The organism is Pedobacter hiemivivus, assembly GCF_005144565.1.
Classification (GTDB): domain Bacteria; phylum Bacteroidota; class Bacteroidia; order Sphingobacteriales; family Sphingobacteriaceae; genus Pedobacter; species Pedobacter hiemivivus.
In genome coordinates, this window is the sequence record NZ_SWDX01000005.1 from 15,288 (window position 1) to 37,219 (window position 21,932).

General features: G+C 40.5%; 18 protein-coding genes. 15 read left to right on the forward strand and 3 right to left on the reverse strand.

The features are described from left to right. The first annotated feature begins 12 nt into the window (after positions 1–12). From FBD94_RS13320 to bglX, 4 genes are read left to right on the forward strand one after another with little or no spacing between them, the layout of a single operon-like run. Complete coding sequence (locus FBD94_RS13320; RefSeq protein ID WP_136880533.1) at positions 13–3,081, forward strand: SusC/RagA family TonB-linked outer membrane protein; 3,069 nt, start codon at positions 13–15, stop codon at positions 3,079–3,081. A gap of 11 nt (positions 3,082–3,092) precedes the next feature. Further along, positions 3,093–4,583, forward strand: a complete 1,491-nt coding sequence (locus tag FBD94_RS13325; protein WP_136880534.1) for a RagB/SusD family nutrient uptake outer membrane protein — start codon at positions 3,093–3,095, stop codon at positions 4,581–4,583. Positions 4,584–4,643: 60 nt separating this feature from the next. Then, positions 4,644–6,014 carry a glucoamylase family protein gene (locus tag FBD94_RS13330; RefSeq protein ID WP_136880535.1) on the forward strand — a complete coding sequence of 457 codons (1,371 nt, stop codon included), beginning with the start codon at positions 4,644–4,646 and terminating at the stop codon, positions 6,012–6,014. Positions 6,015–6,045: 31 nt separating this feature from the next. Further along, positions 6,046–8,349, forward strand: coding sequence for a beta-glucosidase BglX (gene bglX / locus FBD94_RS13335; protein WP_136880536.1), 2,304 nt, complete (start codon positions 6,046–6,048; stop codon positions 8,347–8,349). A 302-nt stretch (positions 8,350–8,651) separates the two neighbouring features. On the opposite strand, the gene FBD94_RS13340 is transcribed toward bglX, so the two are convergent. Further along, entirely contained in the window at positions 8,652–9,098 is a 447-nt protein-coding gene (locus FBD94_RS13340; RefSeq protein WP_136880537.1) for a hypothetical protein, read from the reverse strand. Between the two features lie 664 nt (positions 9,099–9,762). Between FBD94_RS13340 and FBD94_RS13345 the strand changes: the two genes are divergently transcribed. The 3 genes from FBD94_RS13345 to FBD94_RS13355 all read left to right on the forward strand — a co-directional run bounded on the left by FBD94_RS13345 (position 9,763) and on the right by FBD94_RS13355 (position 11,285). Further along, a complete protein-coding gene (locus FBD94_RS13345) occupies positions 9,763–10,206 on the forward strand; it encodes a DUF6934 family protein (protein WP_136880538.1) in 444 nt (147 codons plus the stop codon). A gap of 32 nt (positions 10,207–10,238) precedes the next feature. Then, entirely contained in the window at positions 10,239–10,421 is a 183-nt protein-coding gene (locus tag FBD94_RS13350; RefSeq protein ID WP_136880539.1) for a hypothetical protein, read from the forward strand. Positions 10,422–10,499: 78 nt separating this feature from the next. Further along, positions 10,500–11,285, forward strand: coding sequence for a carboxylesterase family protein (locus tag FBD94_RS13355; protein WP_136880540.1), 786 nt, complete (start codon positions 10,500–10,502; stop codon positions 11,283–11,285). Positions 11,286–11,296: 11 nt separating this feature from the next. Here the strand turns inward: FBD94_RS13355 and FBD94_RS13360 are convergent, their stop codons facing one another. Further along, the gene (locus FBD94_RS13360; protein WP_131611351.1) at positions 11,297–12,022 is read right to left on the reverse strand and encodes a YebC/PmpR family DNA-binding transcriptional regulator; all 726 of its coding nucleotides are present in this window, start codon (positions 12,020–12,022) and stop codon (positions 11,297–11,299) included. Between the two features lie 158 nt (positions 12,023–12,180). Next, the gene (locus tag FBD94_RS13365) at positions 12,181–13,125 is read right to left on the reverse strand and encodes an NAD-dependent epimerase/dehydratase family protein (protein WP_131611353.1); all 945 of its coding nucleotides are present in this window, start codon (positions 13,123–13,125) and stop codon (positions 12,181–12,183) included. A 263-nt stretch (positions 13,126–13,388) separates the two neighbouring features. Between FBD94_RS13365 and FBD94_RS13370 the strand changes: the two genes are divergently transcribed. From FBD94_RS13370 to FBD94_RS13405, 8 genes are read left to right on the forward strand one after another with little or no spacing between them, the layout of a single operon-like run. Beyond that, positions 13,389–14,060 carry a gluconate 2-dehydrogenase subunit 3 family protein gene (locus FBD94_RS13370; RefSeq protein WP_136880541.1) on the forward strand — a complete coding sequence of 224 codons (672 nt, stop codon included), beginning with the start codon at positions 13,389–13,391 and terminating at the stop codon, positions 14,058–14,060. Between the two features lie 21 nt (positions 14,061–14,081). Further along, entirely contained in the window at positions 14,082–15,785 is a 1,704-nt protein-coding gene (locus FBD94_RS13375; RefSeq protein ID WP_136880542.1) for a GMC oxidoreductase, read from the forward strand. Then, positions 15,785–16,945, forward strand: a complete 1,161-nt coding sequence (locus FBD94_RS13380) for a Gfo/Idh/MocA family protein (RefSeq protein WP_136880543.1) — start codon at positions 15,785–15,787, stop codon at positions 16,943–16,945. Before FBD94_RS13375 ends, FBD94_RS13380 begins: the two co-directional genes overlap by 1 nt. A 6-nt stretch (positions 16,946–16,951) precedes the next feature. Continuing rightward, positions 16,952–18,010, forward strand: a complete 1,059-nt coding sequence (locus FBD94_RS13385) for a sugar phosphate isomerase/epimerase family protein (RefSeq protein ID WP_131611361.1) — start codon at positions 16,952–16,954, stop codon at positions 18,008–18,010. A gap of 9 nt (positions 18,011–18,019) precedes the next feature. Then, positions 18,020–18,430: a c-type cytochrome gene (locus FBD94_RS13390; RefSeq protein WP_136880544.1), complete on the forward strand. Its 411-nt coding sequence runs from the start codon at positions 18,020–18,022 to the stop codon at positions 18,428–18,430. A gap of 43 nt (positions 18,431–18,473) precedes the next feature. Next, complete coding sequence (locus FBD94_RS13395) at positions 18,474–19,931, forward strand: Gfo/Idh/MocA family protein (protein WP_136880545.1); 1,458 nt, start codon at positions 18,474–18,476, stop codon at positions 19,929–19,931. A gap of 49 nt (positions 19,932–19,980) precedes the next feature. Then, positions 19,981–20,676 carry a 3-keto-disaccharide hydrolase gene (locus FBD94_RS13400; protein ID WP_136880546.1) on the forward strand — a complete coding sequence of 232 codons (696 nt, stop codon included), beginning with the start codon at positions 19,981–19,983 and terminating at the stop codon, positions 20,674–20,676. Positions 20,677–20,708: 32 nt separating this feature from the next. Continuing rightward, complete coding sequence (locus FBD94_RS13405) at positions 20,709–21,923, forward strand: nucleoside permease (RefSeq protein WP_136880547.1); 1,215 nt, start codon at positions 20,709–20,711, stop codon at positions 21,921–21,923. Positions 21,924–21,932: the final 9 nt, after the last annotated feature.

Consider the following 21,932-nt stretch of genomic DNA (forward strand, 5'->3'; position numbering starts at 1 on the left):
ACTTAAACGAGTATGAAAAGATTCTTTACCAAATTTTCTGTTTTAAGTATTCTTTGTTTGTTTTTTATCAACGTAGCCTATGCACAGGACATCACTGTTAAAGGCACTGTTACAGATGGTCTGGACAAGACAACTATACCATCAGTAAGCGTTACCGTAAAAGGCACAACTAAAGGAATGCAAACAGATGTTAATGGAAGATATTCCATTAACACATCGGCCAATAGTACCCTGGTATTTACCTACATTGGTTATGTAACCCAGGAAGTCCCAATTAACGGACAACAAACAATCAATGTAGTATTAACTCCTTCCTCACAACAACTGGAGCAGGTTGTAGTAGTTGGTTATGGAACCCAGCGTAAATTAGACGTAACGGGTGCAGTAGCCAGTTTAAAAGGATCAGAAATATCAAAACAGGCATCTACAAATCCTATAGGGGCATTGCAAGGTAAAATTGCCGGGGTATCCATAACCAGTACAGGTACGCCTGGAGCTTCACCTCAGATTCGTATCCGCGGTCTGGGAACAATATTCGGAAACCAGGCTCCTTTATATGTAGTGGATGGTGTATGGTATAACGATATTAACTTTTTAAATCCCAATGACATTGAGAACATGAGCATTTTAAAGGATGCTTCTGCACAGTCTATTTATGGTATCCGTGCTGCAAATGGAGTGGTATTAATTTCGACAAAAAAAGGAAAATTGGGCACTCCAACAACAGTCAACTATGATGCCTATGCCGGTTTTCAAAAAGTAACCAATAAGGTTAAAATGGCGAATGCTCAAGAATACGCCACCTTTACAAACGAACTGGCCGGATTAAATGGCGGAAGCCCGGTGTTCAGTAATACCGATAATTTGGGTGCAGGAACGGATTGGTATAACCAGACACTTCGCAATGCGTTTGTAACAAACCACAACGTTTCGATAGCTGGAGGAACAGAAAAATCTACTTACAACATCTCATTAGGTTATCTTGATCAAGATGGAATTATCAAAACCAACAATTACAAGAGATATACAGCCCGCGTATCCAATGATGTACAGCTGTCAAAAAACTTTAAGGTAGGTTACAACATTACCGGGGTTTCCAGTAAATCCAAAGATGTTCCAACAACGATCTATCATCAAATATATTCTGCTTCACCTTCTATACCTGTATTTAATGCAGATGGTTCATATGGAGATCCTACTAGCCAAGGTCTTGGAGACGGAGCCAATTTTAATCCTCAAGCCAGTCTTGACTTCTTCAATCAACAAACCAAACAATATAGTGTTACAGGTAATGTTTTCGCAGAATTGAAATTTGCAGAACATTTTACTTTTAAAACCAGCTTTGGTGGGGAGTTCGGTCAATTAGAAAACCGAAAATATAGTCCAAAATATTATGCTACTTATGCACAGAAAAGTGATGCAAGTATCCTCGATCTAAAACGCGTTGAGACCCGGAATTGGATCATTGAAAATACGTTGACTTATGAGAATACATTCAATAAAAATCATAACCTCACTGTATTACTTGGTCAGTCTGCCCAAAGTAACAAAGCTTACACTTTAAATGCTTCCGCACAAAATGTGCCTTTTAATAGCGATGCAGATCTATATCTGAGTTTGGGCGATGCAGCTACCCGAACCGCAGCAGATCAGGGTTCACTCATCAAATTTGCCTCTTATTTTGCAAGAGCAAATTATTCGTTCAAGAATAAATATCTGCTGAATGCCTCTATTCGTGCCGATGGTGCTTCCCAATTTTTTGGCAGCAACGAAACCTGGGGATATTTCCCTTCAGTTGGTGCTGGTTGGGTAATCACTAATGAGGATTTCATGAAAGATCAAACTGTGTTCAGCTCCTTGAAGTTAAGAGGAAGCTGGGGTATGATTGGAAATGCAAGCGTACCGATTAATCCTTCACAACAGTTAATAGACCAAACAGGCAATCTAGTCGCGATATTTAACAACACTGCCTTTACAGGTAAAAGCGTGAATACCCTGATTCCTCCTGCCATCGTTTGGGAAAAGGGAATTGGTACAGATATTGGCATTGAGGCTGCCTTCCTGACCAATAGGTTAACCGTTGAGGCAGATTTTTATAACAGAAAAACTTCAAGGGCAATTTTCAAGATTCCTGTATTGGGATCGTTGGGTACCGTAGACAATCAATTACTAGGAAACCAGGCCGACATTCAGAACAGAGGTGTGGAGTTATCTGCAGCATGGACAAATACAACTGAAGGAGGTTTAACTTACTCAGTAGGCGGTAACATCAGTTACAATGCCAATAAAGTATTAAATGTACTTTCAGGCGAGACACCTATTTTCTCTGGAAGCACAGGTATTACCAATGGGGCATTTGCGACAAGAACCATCGTTGGAGATCCTATAGGCGTATTTTATGGGTACAAAGTTGCTGGCATTTTTCAGAATGCAACAGATGTAGCCAATTCACCTACACAGGCGAGTGCTGCCCCAGGAGGCTTTAAATACCAAGACCTGAATGGTGATGGAAAGATCACATCTGCCGACAGAACGGTAATTGGTGACCCTAATCCTAAATACACATATGGGGTTAACACCAGCTTTGCTTACAAAAGTTTTGACCTTGCTTTGGATTTCCAAGGTGTGGCAGGCGTAGACATATACAATGCCAACCTGGCCAATCGCTTTGGAAATGAGAACATCAGCAAAGACCTTTTTGATAACAGATGGCATGGAGAGGGTACCTCAAATACCTACCCTTCGGCAAACATCGGTGCCTCAGCCAATGCAGCACCCAACTCATTCTATGTGTCCAGCGGATCATACTTCAGAGTTAGAAATGCGCAGTTAGGTTATACCCTGCCTGCAGGTATTTTAAATAAATGGAAGATCAAAAAGGTAAGGATCTATGCCAATGCTCAAAATGCAATTAACATTTTTGGTTACAAAGGATTCAGTCCTGAAGTAGGCCCGATACCAACTGACAATGCAGAAAAGATTAAAGCAACCTTAACAAACACCACCCTAAATGCAGGATTGGATGCTAATGTTTATCCTTTATTTGCTACCTACAATTTCGGTATTAACCTTACTTTTTAATCTGCAATATCATGAAACAATATAATAATCTATATAAAACAGCAGCTTTGGGTATTGGTTTAGCCCTTAGCATTGGCATCCTGCCTTCCTGCAACAAAGGTTTCCTGGATGTTCCTGAACAAGGCAAGCAACAAAGTACGATCTTCTGGAAAACGGCGGATGATGCCACAGCTGGAGTAAACGCTATTTATGGGAACCTACGTTCCTGGGAAAACACTGCATTTCCAGCCATCGCTATCGAAAGTACAGGATCTGATGATGCAGACAAAGGAAGTACAGCATCTGATGCCAGTTTCTTTTTACAATTTGATCAGTTTACGATCGATCCAGATCAAGGAAATATCTCAGGCTTCTGGAACGGACAATACCGGAATATCAATTATACCAACCAGGTACTGGATAATATTCCAGGCATAACCATGGATGAGAATCTGAAAGCAAGGTATTTGGCCGAAGCTAAATTTGTACGCGCCTTTTCTTATTTCAGACTTGTACGCGCTTTTGGCGGAGTTCCGCTTCGCTTACATGTTCCTAAAGATGCAAATACAGACTATAACCTTCCTAGAGCCTCTGTTGCTGAGGTATATGCACAGATTGAGAAAGACCTGAATGAGGCGGCAGTTGTATTGCCAGCATCTTATACTGCAACAACAGATATCGGCCGTGCAACAAAAGGCGCAGCATTAACCTTGCACGCCAAAGTTGCCATGTATCTTAAAAAGTGGACCGATGTAATGACTTACACTAATACGGTAATGGGTATGGGTTATTCCTTACTTCCCAACTACGAAAAGGTGTTTAGGATAGAAAATGAAAATAGCGTAGAATCTATTTTTGAAATCCAGTGTGCATTATTGCCAAATAATAAAGATGCATCTAACTCCCAATATTCTCAGGTACAAGGTGTACGCGGCATTACTGGTGGTGGATGGGGCTTTAACGTTCCTTCGGCCAATCTTGCAGCAGCTTATGAGACCGGAGACCCAAGAAGGGATGCGACCATCATTTTCAGAGGCGAAACTACTCCGTCTGGCGACTTTATCCCAGCAACAGGAGACAACCCAATGTACAACCAGAAATCATATGTCCCTTTCTCCTTGTTTGTACCAAACTTTAACGAAGGTGCACAACAAAATGTACGTATGCTTCGCTATTCTGATGTATTGCTGATGAATGCTGAGGCCGCCAATGAACTGAACAATAGTGGTCAGGCGATCTCTTCTTTGGAACAGGTTAGACTAAGGGCACGTGAAGGCAATACTGCCATCCTACCTAAGGTAACTACAACCGATCAGGTTGAAATGAGAAAAGCAATTTACAGAGAAAGACGTGTTGAATTTGCAATGGAGTTTGATCGCTATTTCGACGTAATTCGTCAAGGACGTGGAACTGAAGTTTTTGGTCCTAAAGGATGGAAAGCAGGTCGTAATGAGGTATGGCCAATTCCACAGACTGAAATTGACCTTAGTGGCGGGGTCCTTACTCAAAACCCAGGATTCTAAGAAACAAATGAATTGTAGGCTGCTGATTTTGGTCAGCAGCCTTTTTTAGCAATAATAATTATGGTAAAAGGCAGACTTTTTAAGGTACTTTTTTTGGTACTGACCTCCTGTTCAACAATAGCTCCCCATCCTGTGGAGGCACAAAAAAAGAATACAAAAAACATTCCTTCACAATTAAAAATCCAGAAGGGATTAAGTGATGAACAGCTATTGGATCTTGTGCAAAAACAAACCTTTAGGTATTTCTGGAACTTTGGTCATCCGGTTAGTGGCATGGCCCGTGAACGTAGTAATGTTGCTTTTGGCTATGGAGATGAAGTGGTAACCACAGGCGGCACAGGGTTTGGAATTATGGCAACTATCGTGGCTACCGATCGAAAATGGATCAATCGCGATAGCGCATCTGCTTATCTGTTAAAAATGGTTAAGTTTTTAGCTAAAGCCGATGCTTATCATGGTGTGTTCCCACATTGGCTCAATGGTACAACAGGTAAAACCATTCCATTTAGCCGCAAAGACGATGGAGCCGACCTAGTCGAGTCCTCTTTTCTATTCCAGGGCTTACTAACCGCCAAGCAATACTTTAATGCAGATAACCAAGTAGAAAATGAATTGAGGAATCGCATAACCTGGCTCTGGGATGAAGTAGAATGGGATTGGTTTACTAAAGGAGGAGAAGAAGTACTTTACTGGCACTGGAGTCCCAACAATGGCTGGGCAATGAATTTTCCACTGAGGGGATACAATGAATGTCTCATTACTTACGTACTCGCAGCTTCTGCAACAAGATATCCGGTATCGGCTGCTGTTTATAACAGGGGTTGGGCACAAAGCAATTTCTTTTTGAATGGTAAAGAATTTTATGGGCATAAGCTCCCACTCGGCTTTGACAATGGCGGTCCGCTATTCTTTTCCCATTATTCCTTTTTAGGATTAGACCCAAGGGGCTTAAAAGACAGATATGCAGATTACTGGGAACAAAACAAGAATCATACGTTGGTAAACAGGGCTTACTGCCTTGCGAACCCTAAACAATACAAAGGCTACGGAACAAACAGCTGGGGACTAACAGCTAGCGATAGCTGGCAGGGTTACGCAGCCCACTCGCCCAATGAAGACCTGGGCGTAATTACGCCTACCGCAGCGCTATCTGCCTTCCCTTATACCCCCGAATATTCAATGCAGGCATTGAGGCATTTTTATGAAGACCTGGGTGGCAAGATATGGAGTGAATATGGCTTTGTTGATGCCTTTAGCGAACAACACAACTGGTATGCAAAATCACATCTGGCCATAGATCAGGGACCTATTATTGTGATGATCGAAAACTATCGCAGTGGTCTGCTGTGGAAACTCTTTATGAGCAGTCCGGAAATACAAAAAGGCTTAAACAAACTGGGTTTTACAAGTCCGGCCTTAGCCCCTCAGTAAAACAATACAACAACACAAACAAATACACACAATGAAATTCCTATCCTTACTTTCCCTATCCTTGCTCCTGGTCGTTAATACCAGTTTTGGGCAACAGAAAAAAGCAGCTCCTTCGGCCAACAAAAAAATGGATACCTTCATCAACAACCTGATGTCTAAAATGACATTAGATGAAAAAATAGGACAACTGAATTTACTAACAGGCGGTGAGGCAACCACAGGATCGGTTGTAAGTACAGATGTGGAAAGCAAGATAAAAAATGGACAAGTAGGTGGCATTTTTAGCTTAACTACTCCTGCCCGCATCCGTAAGGCACAAGAAATTGCTGTTCAGCAGACTCGTCTTAAAATACCCATTATATTTGGTCAGGATGTAATTCATGGTTATAAAACTACCTTCCCTATTCCACTTGCGCTATCTTGCAGTTGGGATATGACCTTGATAGAAAAAACAGCCCGTATTGCAGCCATTGAAGCCACTGCCGATGGTTTAAACTGGACCTTCTCTCCTATGGTAGATATTTCCAGAGATCCCCGTTGGGGCCGTATCTCTGAGGGTTCGGGAGAAGATACTTTTTTGGGTTCAGAAATTGCAAAAGCAATGGTTAGAGGTTACCAGGGCGACGACCTGTCGAAATATAATACCATGATGGCTTGTGTAAAACACTTTGCTTTGTATGGCGCTGCAGAGGCTGGAAGGGATTACAATACCACAGACATGAGTCTGGATAGAATGTACAATGAGTATTTACCGCCTTACAAAGCTGCCCTTGATGCAGGTGCAGGCAGCATCATGACTTCTTTTAATGACATCAACGGTGTTCCGGCAACTGCTAACAAATGGCTAATGACAGATCTATTGCGCAGGCAGTGGGGTTTTAAAGGTATGGTCGTTACCGATTACACGGCCGTAAACGAATTGATAGACCATGGTTTAGGTGATCTTCAAACTGTTTCCGCATTATCTTTAAACGCAGGTGTAGATATGGATATGGTTGGTGAAGGCTTTTTAACGACGCTTAAAAAATCAGTTCAACAAGGCAAGGTAAAACAACAAAGGATTGATGCTGCTTGTCGTCTTGTACTGGAAGCCAAATACAAACTTGGTTTGTTTGACGATCCTTTCCGTTATTGTAATGAAGAGCGAGCAAAAACAGAAATACTAAAACCAGAACATCTCGCTTTTGCCCGCAAAGCAGCTAGCGAATCTTTTGTGCTCTTAAAAAATGATCGGCACACCCTGCCTTTGAAAAAAACAGGTACTATTGCTTTAATAGGACCTCTAGCAAATACCGGTGCCAATATGCCCGGTACCTGGAGTGTAAACAGTGATTTGGCCAACACTAAATCTCTTTTACAAGGAATGCAGACCGCAGCAGGTACTGAAGTTAAAATCTTACACAGTCTTGGTTCTAATTTACTTGCCGATGCTCAATATCAGGAAAGAGGAACTATGTTTGGCCGTGATATTCCACGCGATAACCGTCCCGAAGCAGAAGTTATCGCTGAAGCTGTAAAGCTAGCTCAGCAAGCTGATGTAGTGGTGGCAGCATTAGGCGAAAGTTCCGAGATGAGTGGCGAAGCCTCTAGTAGAACAGATATAGAAATCCCTGAGGTACAAAAACGTTTGTTACAGGCTTTACTTAAAACAGGTAAACCAGTAGTATTGGTCTTATTTACCGGTAGACCATTGGCTTTGAAATGGGAAAATGAAAATGTACCAGCCATTTTAAATGTTTGGTTTGGTGGTACTGAAGCAGCGAATGCCATTCCTGATGTTTTGTTTGGCGCAGTAAATCCATCTGGAAAACTGACTGCAACCTTTCCTCAAAATGTAGGTCAGGTTCCGCTATATTATGCACACAAAAATACAGGTAGGCCACTAGCAGAAGGCAAATGGTTTAGTAAATTCCGTTCCAATTACCTCGATGTAAGCAATGATCCACTTTATCCTTTCGGTTATGGATTAAGCTACACTACTTTTGCTTACACCAATTTAAAACTTAACAAAAACAGCTTTAAGGCTGGCGAATCGATTACGGCCAGTATCGAGGTAAAAAATACAGGAACCGTTGAAGGCAAAGAGGTGGTACAATTATATATTCAGGACCTTGTAGGCAGCTCTACCCGCCCAGTTAAAGAGTTGAAAGGGTTTCAAAAAATCATTTTAAAACCGGGAGAAAGTAAAACAGTAAGTTTTAAAATCACTGAAGAAGATTTGAAATTCTACAATACGGCTTTAAAGTTTATTGCTGAGCCTGGGGATTTCAAGATCTATGTCGGGGGCAATTCCAGAGATGTTATAGAAGCGAAATTTGTTTTGGCACCTTTATGATTCCAGGTTACTCTTAGGAGTAACCTTTCATTTGAGCTAGGCTAAATCATCGAATAATCAGTATAGAACCATCTGTCAGGTATTACTATGAGTAGGGAGTAACTAGGGGATGAGTAGGGAATGAGTAGCGTATTGCTGTACCTTTGCTTTAGGGTTGGGTTAGGGTTGCTATACCCTAGGGGTAAAGCAAGGGTAACGCAAAGGTAAAGGAAGGGTAACGCAGGGGTAAAGCAACCCCCTACTCATTCCCTACTCATCCCCTTCTCATTGGCTATTCATAGTAACACCTGGACAAGTTCATCTTACACTCTTCCCAAAATTTGTCCTAAGCTCGGCTTGTTTACAAATTCACTGTTTGCAATAGCCTTATCCCGTATCTTGCGAGCCGCTATTACAGCATCCTCTTCACATGGAGCCATCAGATAAATGCAAATTTTGTCTCCTTCAAAAAAATAATGTTCCTTGATGGCCAGTTCAGATCGTTGGAGATCATTGGCCAGCGAAATCACATATACATCAGAATTTCTCTCTAGCTGGATAAAATAGCAGTCTCTGGTGATATCGGTGTAAAAACCGGGGTTTAGGCGGCATTCCAGAATCTGGGCATCACTAAATGTTCTAAACCTGTTGAAATAGGCTTTAGCTGCAAATGCATCATCAAAAACTACATGAACAGGGATGTCGGTTTCGGCATTTGGTTCCAGAATAAAATAAAGGCTTTCATTATTTTCGTCGTCGTTGAGTTCCATATTATTGTTTGTTAAACAGTTAATAATAGGAGTCTGGGGACGGGATTTGAGCAGGAAGCTTCGAGATCTGTTTTAACCACAGATTGGGGTTAAAACGAAGGTGCAACTATAGCAAGCTCTAAATACCGCCCTACCTGGCTTCTCACGACCTTGGACCCGGGTTTACAATAGAGCCCACAACGCTACAGTGCACCTTCAAAGGTACAACAATATTCGTCACGGGCATTAATCTATTGTCTCGATCCTGTGTTGTGAGAACTTCGGTAGAGGAGACTCTTTGAATTAATACCTCATTTAAGAAGTAATTGATATGTTGTTTATATTTCTTTAGTTCATTGGCGCGATATTTTGGTTTATATACAAGGCTATAACCTCAATTCAAAGATTACTAGAAAACTTTAAATAAAAAAATTATCCAAAAAATTAACTGCAGATTTAATTATGCAAAATATTGCAAGAAAATTCAAAATTTTAATGGATCTGAAGCCAAAGCCTCTGAAGGGAAAAGCTTTTTGAAATACAATAGCTTTTAAGAGCTCAATTAAGTTTTTCTGGATTTCATTCGATAATGATACAGTATATTGGAACAAGCTCCATTACATTACTAATTATTACAAATATTTCTTAATTAGAAATTGTAAATTCTATTTTGTAATTTTGAAATATGAATAGGGACTATTATAAAATTCAGACAAATACAAATCGTATGATATATGAATTTGAAAGTGAAGGGCCCAATGGTAGAATAAAAAAAGAAGTACAGTATACTATGGTTAATCTTGATGGCTTTGTATATTACAACTTAGGCTTCGGAGATTTGAATATTAACGGAGATGTAGATGATCTTTCAATATCAAATAATAAGGACAGGGATAAGATTTTGGCAACAGTTGCACAGACTGTTATCCAGTTTACTGAATACTTACCAAATGCTTTAATATATGTTGAAGGAAGCACTCCGGTAAGAACAAGATTGTATCAAATGGCCATAGCTTTAAATTTGAAGGACATAAGCGAATTTTTAACTATTTATGGTTTAAAAAACAGACAATGGCATTCATTTGAGAAAAACACCAACTACGAAGCTTTTTTAAGCTTGCGTAAATAAAATGTATATTTGTAATTAAAGAAAGGAGTATTATGAAAGGCGCAATAACTAAATCTATTTTGAGTAATTCAAAAATCACTTTCAGTGATAAAGTGAAAGATCGTAGTCATGATCCTTATTTTGTAAAAAAGGTTGAAGCTTCAAAAAAGACTTTGCGCCGTGTTGGATTCCCGGATGAACTATTAAAACTCCAAGCAGAACGATTGAAAAAGTAGCTCAATTAAAATTCAATTTTATTAGTTGTTCACAGAATAAAATTTCTTTTATACCGTACAAATCAATAATTTAGTTAAATGAACAAACTCAAATTGACCTTCTCGATAATCCTACTCTCCGCTGGCTTAAACAGTAAAGCGCAAGATTTAGCAAAATACGAGAAAGGCACTTTTATAAAAGGAAAGGACAGTATTGGCTACAGAGTGCTGTTTCCGGAAAATTTTGAACGTACAAAAAAATATCCTATCCTATTTGTGTTACATGGAAGTGGAGAAAGAGGTAATGATAACCAGAGTCAATTAACGCACGGGGGGAGCTTATTCTTAAAGGAAGAGGTAAGAAAACAGTTTCCCGCGATTATTGTATTCCCTCAATGCAGTTCCGACAGCTTTTGGTCCAATGTAGATTTTAAACAAGATGCTGCAGGTAATAGGGAATTCCTATTTCAGGAAGCGGGCCAACCTAGTAAAGCTATGCAGGCCTTATTAGGATTGATAGATAATTTCGTCAATAAACCTTATGTAAATAAAAATCAGGTCTATGCGGGAGGATTATCAATGGGTGGTATGGGTACATACGAATTACTGAGACGCAAACCTCAATTATTTGCTGCTGCATTTACGATCTGTGGTGGTGACAATGTGGCTAATGTCCAAAAGTATAAAAATACACCACTATGGATTTTCCATGGAGAACAAGACCATACGGTTCCTGTTATAAATTCGACAAGAATAGCCGATCGATTAAGAGAGTTAGGAAGCCCGATGAAGTTAACGCTATACCCTTATGTGGACCACAACAGCTGGGACTCTGCTTTTGCAGAGCCCGAATTATTGCCGTGGTTATTTTCTAAGCACAAATAGTTTTAGTAAAACTATTCTGCCATATTGTGATAAACGGCCTGAACATCATCATCCTCTTCCAGTTTATCAATTAATTTAAACACATCAGCTGCTTGTTCTTCAGTTACAGCAGTATGTGATAGAGCGATGCGTTCCAGTTTAGCACTTTTCATTTCTACACCAAGATCTTCTAATGCTTTTTGCATTTTTCCGAAATCTTCAAATGCAGTTTGTACTACTGCGATATCATTTCCTTCTTCATCAGCCTCTAAATACAAATCTTCCAAACCAGCATCGATCAATTCGAACTCCAATTCTTCCAAATCTCTTTCTCCCGGTAAAAACCTGAAGATAGACTTGCGGTTAAAGATGAAATCCAATGATCCTGTTTTACCCAAAGTACCACCAGTTTTATTGAAGTAACTACGTACGTTAGCAACAGTTCTATTGGTATTGTCTGTTGCAGTTTCAATAAGCACGGCTACACCATGCTGTCCATAACCTTCGTATACATACTCTTCATATCCGTTTTCATCTTTATTAGAAGCACGTTTAATCGCAGCATCTACCCTATCCTTAGGCATATTTACGGCCTTGGAATTCTGGATTGCCGTACGTAAACGTGAATTGGTATCAGGGCTCGGACCTCCGTCCTTTACAGCCATTACAATCTCTTTACCTATCCTGGTAAACTGCACGGCCATTTTGGCCCAACGCTTAAATTTTCTTTCTTTTCTAAATTCAAATGCTCTTCCCATTTTCTTGTTTTAGTTTATTTTGGTCGCCACCAATGCTTTAATCGGCCGTTCTCTTGCCTGCCCGTCATCCTGAATTTATTTCAGGATCCCTCACCTGCAAAGCTATCTTTCTCTTGCGAGATCCTGAAATAAATTCAGGATGACGAGGTGGACGAATTTTATTTCTTTAAATTCTTTAACATATCCGTTGTCAGCTTTGCTAAATCAAATTCTGGTTTCCAGCCCCAATCTTTAGCTGCATAACTATCATCTATAGATCGAGGCCAGCTATTTGCAATTTGCTGACGTGGATCATTATCGGTGTAAGTTAAGGTAAATTCTGGAATATGCTTTCTGATTTCAGCAGCAAGGATCTCAGGTGTAAAGCTTACGCCTGTAAAATTATAACTAGAACGGATAGAGATTTTACTCGCCTCTGCGTCCATTAACTCAATTGTTCCCCTTATCGCATCATCCATATACATCATTGGCAACTCTGTTGCTGCATTTAAAAAAGAAGCATAGGTACCTTTCATCAATGCATCATGGAATATGTGAATCGCGTAATCAGTTGTACCTCCACCTGGGGCAGCTTTCCAGCTAATCAATCCGGGGTAACGGATACTACGTACATCCAAACCATACTTATTAAAGTAGTATTCGCACCAACGCTCACCGGCAAGTTTACTTACTCCATATACTGTGTTTGGATCCATCACGCAAAACTGCGGAGTAAGGTCTTTAGGCGAATTTGGCCCAAATACCGCAATAGAGCTAGGCCAGTAAACCTTTGCTGTTTTATAAGTAATGGCCAGGTCTAGAATATTCAATAGACCATTCATGTTTAAGTCCCAGGCCAGCTTTGGATTTTGCTCTCCTGTGGCCGACAATAATGCAGCCAGCAGGTATACCTGTGTTGGCTTATATTTTTGAAAGATGTTGTTTAAGGTATCCTTTTCAAGTACGTTTACAAACTCAAAAGGTCCCGAATTTTTGATGTCGTAATCAGGTCTGCGGATATCACACGCAATTACATTATCTTCACTATAGGTTTTACGTAGGGCAGTAACTAGTTCAGTGCCGATCTGGCCATTAGAACCTAATACTAATATTTTTTCACTCATAAATAATTTATGGATTTTGGCAAATGTAAATAAATGAACAAACCTATTCAAAAATGTTCGTAGCAACCAAAATTTATAGTTGATTATTTACAAGGTATTGCTGGGTTATTTTTAGATCCTTCCATACAACTAATTGTTAAAAAGTTGATTTAGTAACAAAAACATTATATATTTACTTTATGGTGTATTTATGACACTAACTATTTTATTTTGCTTAATATTACAAAACAAAACGCAGTTTAAACACACAATAACAACCAAATATGAACAGAAGAGAAGCAGTGAGAAACGTTGCCTTTTTAATGGGGGGCGCGTTATCGGCAACTACAATTGGCGTATTTCTGGAAGGTTGCAATTCACCAACCACTAAGGCAAAAGGCAGTTTATTTACAGAAGATCAGCAGAAACTGATTACTGAAGTCGCAGACATTATCATTCCTACAACGAGTTCTCCTGGCGCAAAAGCGGCGGGTGTTGGACCGTTCATAGCAATGATGATAAAGGATTGCTACCCGGATGAGGCACAACAAGCTTTTGTTAAAGGTCTAGAAGATCTGGACAAGCAAGCGAAGGATGAGTATAAAAAATCCTTTCTGGAATTAACAGTAGCCCAACGTCAGGAATTGCTAGGTAAACTTAGGGATGCAACCGTTGCCGTAACAAAAGTAGAGAAGGAAAAGCTTGAAGAGCTGGACAAACAAAAAACAGATCCTGAAAAAGCAAAATCTCAAACGGAGAACACCGGCACGATTTCTATCCTTCCTAAGGATAAACCTAAAATGGAGCCACGCTTCTTCTCCATCATCAGAGACCTTACCCTACTGGGTTATTTCACATCAGAAGTTGGAGCCACTCAGGCTTATGCATTTGTTGAAATTCCGGGCCGCTACGATGGTTGCGTAGATTTAAAACCTGGTCAGAAAGTTTGGTCGTAAACCTTTTTATATAATTAAATAATGAGCAATTTAAATGTTAAAGCAACTGCACAAAACACTTATGATGCAATTGTTGTAGGATCTGGAATTAGTGGCGGCTGGGCAGCAAAAGAATTAACTGAAAAAGGTTTAAAAGTTTTATTGCTGGAAAGAGGCAGAAACGTTGAACATATAAAAGACTATACCACGGCTATGAAAAAGCCTTGGGAATTTGAGCATAGGGGTAAATTAACCGAAGCACAAAAAGAAACCCATCCAGTACAAAAAAGAGATTATCCATATACTGAATTTAATGAGAGCTTCTGGGTAAATGACGAAGAATGTCCTTATACTGAGGTTAAGCGTTTTGATTGGTACCGCGGCTTCCATGTTGGTGGTAAATCATTAATGTGGGGTAGACAAAGCTACCGTTTCAGTGATTTGAATTTTGAGGATAACTTAAAGGATGGACATGGCGTAGATTGGCCTATCCGATATAAAGACATTGCTCCTTGGTACGATTATGTAGAGAAATTTGCAGGTATCAGTGGAAAGGCTGAAAACTGGCCAGCATTGCCAGACGGACAGTTCCTCCCTCCTATGGAAATGAATTGCGTGGAAAAGGAAGTTAAGAAACGTATTGAAGCCAAGTGGAACAAATCAAGGATCATGACCATTGGTCGCACAGCCAACTTAACGGTCGAGCATGGTGGACGTGGTAAATGTCAGTACCGCAACCTTTGCAGCAGAGGATGTCCTTTTGGTGCTTATTTTAGCACGCAATCATCTACCCTACCAGCAGCAGTAGCCACTGGGAACTTAACATTACGTCCGTTCTCATTGGTAAACTCTATCATTTATGATAAAGAAACCCAAAAAGCAAAAGGCGTAGTGGTTATCGATTCGGAAACAATGGAGACTACAGAATACTTCGCAAAGATTGTATTCGTAAATGGATCAACATTGGGTACAACTTTCGTTTTATTAAACTCAACTTCTGATGAGCATCCTAACGGTTTAGGTAATGGCAGTGGACAACTTGGACATAATTTAATGGATCACCATTTCCGTGCGGGTGCAAATGGCAGAATAGAAGGCTTTGAAGATAAATACACCTACGGAAAAAGGGCCAATGGAATTTACATTCCGAGGTACCAGAACATGGGTGGTGATAAACGTGATTATTTAAGAGGTTTTGGTTACCAAGGTGGCGGAAGTCGTGGCAACTGGCATGCCGATGTTGCTGAATTGGCGTTTGGTGGTGATTTTAAAGATCAAATGACCGTTCCTGGTTCTTGGAATATGGGCTTAGGCGGATTCGGTGAATCGCTACCTTATTTTGAGAACAAAGTATTTATCGATAAAAGCAAGAAAGACAAATGGGGACAACCTGTTTTGGCTATTGACTGCGAGTTTAAAGATAATGAACGCAAAATGCGTGTTGACATGATGAATGATGCAGCAGAAATGCTGGAGGCATCTGGCGCTAAAGACATTACCACGTTTGACAATGGTTCTGCTCCAGGTATGGCAATTCATGAAATGGGAACAGCACGTATGGGCCACGATCCTAAAACATCGGTTTTGAACAAATGGAACCAGATGCACGAAGTAAAAAATGTTTTTGTAACCGATGGATCATGCATGGGCTCGGCCGCATGTCAGAACCCATCATTAACTTATATGGCATTAACGGCCAGAGCGTGTGACTTTGCTGTTAGTGAATTAAAAAAAGGTAACCTTTAATGGAAAATAGAAAAATTAGAATGGGCATGATTGGTGGCGGTAAAGATGCTTTCATCGGCGCCGTTCATCGTATAGCTGCAAATATTGACGGGCAGGTTGAATTCTGCTGTGGTGCATTGAGTATAAACCCTGAAGTAGCCATGGAATCGGGTAAAATCCTGTTCCTTCCTGAGGACAGGACTTACTTAAATTATGAAGAGATGATTACGCAGGAGAGTAAATTACCTGCGGATAAACGTATCGATTTTGTAACAATTGTAACGCCTAACTTCGCGCATTTTGCGCCTGCAATGATGGCACTTGATCATGGCTTTAATGTGGTGATTGAAAAGCCTATCGCTTTATCACTGGATGAGGCTAAACAATTGCAACAAAAAGTTAAGGAAACAGGATTGATTTTATGCTTAACACATACTTACTCAGGCTATCCAATGGTAAAGCAAGCCAGACATATGGTTGCTGAAGGCCAATTGGGTGCCATCAGAAAGATCATGGTCGAGTATCCTCAAGGATGGTTGAGTACACTCACTGAGCGTGAGGGCAATGCTGGTGCCGCATGGCGTACTGACCCGGCCAAAAGCGGAAAAAGTGGCTGCATGGGTGATATAGGTACTCATGCTGCACAATTGGCTGAGTATATTTCTGGATTAAAAATTACTAAACTTTGTGCCGACCTTAACATTGTGGTACCGGGCAGAGGCTTAGATGATGATGGGAATGTGCTGCTTAAATTTGACAATGGAGCAAACGGGGTTTTGGTAGCTTCGCAAATTGCGGCTGGTGAAGAAAACGCCTTAAAAATTAAGATGTACGGAGAAAAAGGTGGTCTGGAATGGCACCAAATGGAACCGAACACTTTAATCGTTAAATGGTTAGATCAGCCTGCACAAATATACCGTGCTGGACAGGCTTATTTATCCGATGTTGCAAAACACAATACCCGTGTACCGGGTGGTCACCCAGAAGGTTACCTTGAAGCTTTTGCAAACATTTACAGAAACTTTGTACTGACTTTGAGAACAAAACTAGAGGGTGGAACGCCGACAGCAGCAATGCTCGATTTCCCGAATGTAGAAGATGGTATCAGAGGAATGGCTTTTATTGAAAACACAGTGGCCTCGAGCCAATCGGATCAGAAATGGTTTGATTTTAAAATATAACAGACAATGACAACGATTAAAGGACCAGGAGTTTTTTTAGCCCAGTTTATTGGAGATGAGGCCCCTTTCAATTCCTTGGATGCCATTTGCGAATGGGCAGCAGGCCTTGGATTTAAAGGAATCCAAATGCCTACGCTGGATGCACGTTTTATAGATTTGCAGAAAGCAGCAGAAAGTAAAACTTATGCCGATGAATTGAAAGGAAAAGTTCAGTCGTACGGATTAGAGATTACTGAATTATCAACGCATTTACAGGGTCAGCTGGTAGCAGTAAACCCTGCATATGATCTTGCTTTTGATGCTTTTGCACCTGATGCGTATAAAAACAATCCAAAAGCCAGAACGGAATGGGCTGTACAACAAATGAAGTATGCCGCAAAAGCCTCGCAAAACCTAGGCTTAAATGCACATGCGACTTTTAGCGGTTCCTTATTATGGCACATGTTCCACCCATGGCCACAGCGCCCTGAAGGTTTGGTAGATGCAGGTTTTACGGAACTGGCAAAAAGATGGATGCCTATTCTTAATGAGTTTGACAATTGTGGTGTAGATGTTTGTTATGAAATACACCCGGGAGAAGATTTGTTTGATGGCATCACTTACGAGATGTTCCTTGAAAAGGTAAACAACCATCCTCGCGCCTGTCTGCTATATGATCCTTCACATTTTGTATTGCAACAACTGGATTATATCCAATACATCGACTTTTATCATGAGCGGATCAAAGCGTTCCATGTTAAAGACTCGGAGTTTAACCCAACGGGTAAGCAGGGTACTTTTGGTGGTTACCAAAGTTGGGCCAACCGCGCCGGCAGATACCGTTCGCCGGGAGATGGACAGGTAGATTTTAAAACTATTTTCAGTAAACTGGCACAATACGATTATACAGGTTGGGCAGTAATGGAATGGGAATGCTGCATAAAAGACGCTCAGGTTGGCGCCAAAGAAGGTGCTGAATTTATTAAAAAGAATATTATTAAAGTAACAGACAGAGCTTTTGATGATTTTGCATCTTCCGGTGGAAATGATGATTTCAACAATAAGATTTTAGGTCTGAATCAATAACACAATAAAATGAAAAAAACACTATTAGTACTGGGCTGTTTCGTATTGGCGATGGCCTCATGTTCAAGTCCAGAAGAACGCGCTTCGTCGACAAGCACTACTACCACAACTGAAACTCCAGCAACAACAACAGAAACTCCAGCTGCTACTGCTCCTGCTGTTAAGGGCGAAGGAGAAAAGTTAATTGCAAAATCTGACTGTATTGGTTGCCACAATAAAGTACAAAAGGTGATCGGGCCTGCGTATGTAGATATTGCGGCTAAATATCCTTTAAATGATGAAAATGTAAGCCATCTTGCGGATAAAATCATTGCCGGAGGTAAAGGTGTATGGGGAGAGATTCCTATGTCGCCACACGCTTCTTTAAGCAAAGATGATGCGAAAAAGATGGTTAGCTACATTTTATCGCTAAAAAAATAAGATCACACATCGAAGAACCACTCACCACTAGAACCACACAAAAATGGACCACACAAAAAAAGATCAGGAATCTTCATCCAGGCGGAACTTTCTAAAAACCACAGCTATTGCTGCATCGGCATTTATGATCGTACCGCGCCACGTTTTGGGTGGAAGAGGTTTTTTAGCGCCTAGCGATAGGCTTATTATTGCCAGCATAGGTGCTGGGGGCAAAGGTAAATCGGATATTGCCAGCTTCTACAAAAGCGGTAAGGCTGACATTGGATTCCTTTGCGATGTACACGATAGCAGAGCTGCAGAAAGTGTAAAAGCTTTCCCTAAGGCAAAGTATTACCGGGACTACCGTGAAATGCTGGATAAGGAAGCTAAGAACTTTGATGCGGTTTCTATCTCTACGCCTGATCATAGTCATGCTATACAAGCCATCGCTGCCATGCAGTTAGGTAAACACGTGTACGTTCAGAAACCTTTAACCCATGATATTTATGAAGCACGTGCTTTAACTGCTGCTGCTGAAAAGTATAAGGTGGTTACGCAAATGGGTAACCAGGGTGCCTCTAATGATGGTCCAAGGTTAATGAGGGAATGGTATGATGCAGGTTTAATTGGCGATGTCCATACCATTTATGCATGGACTGACAGACCAGTATGGCCTCAAGGTATTCCATGGTCGGCTAATAAAGCACCAATACCTGCTGATCTTGACTGGGATTTGTGGCTAGGTACAGCTCCTTATAAAGATTATGTAGATAAACTTGTTCCATTTAACTGGCGCGGCTGGTGGGATTATGGAACTGGAGCATTGGGAGACATGGGCTGCCATTTATTGGAAGCTCCTTTCAGCGTTTTAAATTTAAAATATGCGACTGAAGTTCAGGCTAGCGTTGGTTCTGTATATGTAGATGAGTTTAAAAGGGGTTATTTCCCTGATAGCTGTCCACCATCAAGTCATGTAACCTTAAAATTCCCTAAAACTAATAAAACAAAAGGGGACGTTACTGTACATTGGATGGACGGTGGTATACAACCTGAAAGACCTGAAGAATTGGGCGCAAACGACACATTTGGCGACGGTGGAAACGGCACCTTGTTTGTTGGTACAAAAGGCAAAATGATGGCTAGCACTTATGGTTCAAATCCACGATTACTTCCTTTAAGCAGAAATGAGAATATCAAAGTAGCACAAAAATTTGCACGCGTTCCAGACGGTGCTAATGGCCATTACGGACAATGGGTTGATGCTTGTATTGCGGGTTATGGCAAAAAAGAACTAAGTTCTCCATTCTCTATTGCAGGACCCCTTACTGAATCCTTGTTAATGGCTAATCTTGCGATTAGAGGTACTGACATCCAACGCAAAAATGCAGAAGGAAAGATTAAGTATCCGGGCAGAAACATCAAATTACTTTGGGACAATGCAAACATGAAGATCACCAATTTTGATGAGGTGAATCAATTTGTAAAACGCGAATACCGTAAAGGTTGGTCACTTGGTGTTTAACCAGGATTGAGGATTAAAAAATAAAGAACCAAGATAAAAAACATAGAACATGAAAAAATATATCTTATCAGCCATTGTGTTAACCGCACTATTTGGCGGAAGCATTGCACAGGCTCAATCGGGCAAAAAAGGTTTTACTAAACTATTTGATGGTAAAACAGCAAAGGGCTGGCATACCTACGGTAAAACTACCGCAGGATCAAAATGGGTTATTGAGGATGGTGCTTTCCATTTCAATCCCAATGGAGATAGTAACGGTGGCGGCGATTTAGTAACCGATAATGAGTACAGCAATTTTCATTTAAAAATAGACTGGAAAATTGCACCTAATGGTAATAGTGGAGTCATTTATTATGTAAAAGAGGACCCTGCAAAATATAATCAAACTTATAGTACTGGTCTGGAAATGCAGGTATTGGATAATGATGGTCATAAAGATGGCAAAATACCAAAACACCGTTCGGGAGACCTGTATGATTTGATTAAAAGCAGTTCTGAGCCGGTAAAACCTGTTGGCGAATGGAATACAGCTGAAATTATTTGCAAAGATGGCAAATTGGAGCAATACCTAAATGGTGTAAAAGTAGTGTCCACTACGCTTTGGAATGACAACTGGAAAACGCTTATTGCCGGAAGTAAGTTTGCAAACTGGGCAGATTGGGGAACCTATAAATCTGGTAAAATAGCACTTCAAGATCATGGTAACGAAGTTTGGTACCGCAACATCATGATTAAACAGCTATAATAGACCCACAAAAAAGAATTAAATAACCAAACATGAACTTAAATAACCGCATCAAATTATCGACCATGATGTTCCTGGAGTTTTTTATCTGGGGTGCATGGTTTGTAACAATGGGTACTTATCTCGGCAAAAATTTGTTATCAGATGGCGTACAAATTGGATCTGCCTATAGTACACAATCACTAGGAGCCATTATAGCTCCATTTATTATCGGCTTAATTGCTGATCGTTTTTTTGCCGCTCAGAAAATTCTGGGGGTTTTACATCTTGTCGGCGGAATCTTATTATGGTTTGCCTCAACATCGTTAAACTTCGAAAGCTTCTTTCCCTTTATTTTGGGATACATGATCGCCTACATGCCTACCCTTGCGTTGGTAAATTCCATTTCATTTAAACAAATGGCAGATCCAGGTAAAGAATTCCCTTCAATAAGAGTATTTGGTACCATCGGTTGGATTATTGCCGGCCTGGTAATCGGCTGGTTGAACTGGGAGCAGGGAGGAAATTTAGTAATGACTTTTAAAATGGCTTCAGTTGCATCTATTATTCTGGGCCTTTTCAGTTTTATATTACCACATACCCCACCTGCGAAAAAAGGAGAAAAAACCACATTTGGCGACATCATTGGTCTGGACGCGATTGGCTTGTTAAAAAACAAATCCTACCTGTTGTTTTTCCTTTCATCGGTTGCCATCTGTATACCTTTGGCTTTCTATTATAACTTTACTAATCCCTTTCTAAATGAGGCGGGTATGAAGTCTGCTGCCGGAGTACAGTCTCTCGGTCAGGTTTCAGAAACATTGTTCATGTTGCTAATGCCTTTATTTTTTGTCCGTTTAGGTGTTAAAAAAATGCTGGCCATAGGAATGATTGCCTGGATAGTTCGCTACCTTTTCTTTGCTTATGGCAATGCAGACGCCAATTATTGGATGCTGATTGGAGGGATTGTATTACATGGAATTTGCTATGATTTCTTCTTTGTAACTGGGCAGATTTATACAGATAGACTTGCAGGAGAGCGCTTTAAAAGTGCTGCACAGGGCTTCATCACCCTAGCTACATATGGCGTAGGTATGCTGGTTGGTTCTATCATTTCTGGAATGGTAGTTGATAAATATGTAATTACTGGTGGACATGACTGGTATCACATTTGGATTATCCCAGCTGGTATTGCTGCTGCTGTCACCTTATTGTTTTTACTGTTTTTTAAAGACAACAATAAACCTGCAACTGAAACAGCTGATTAATTAAACACA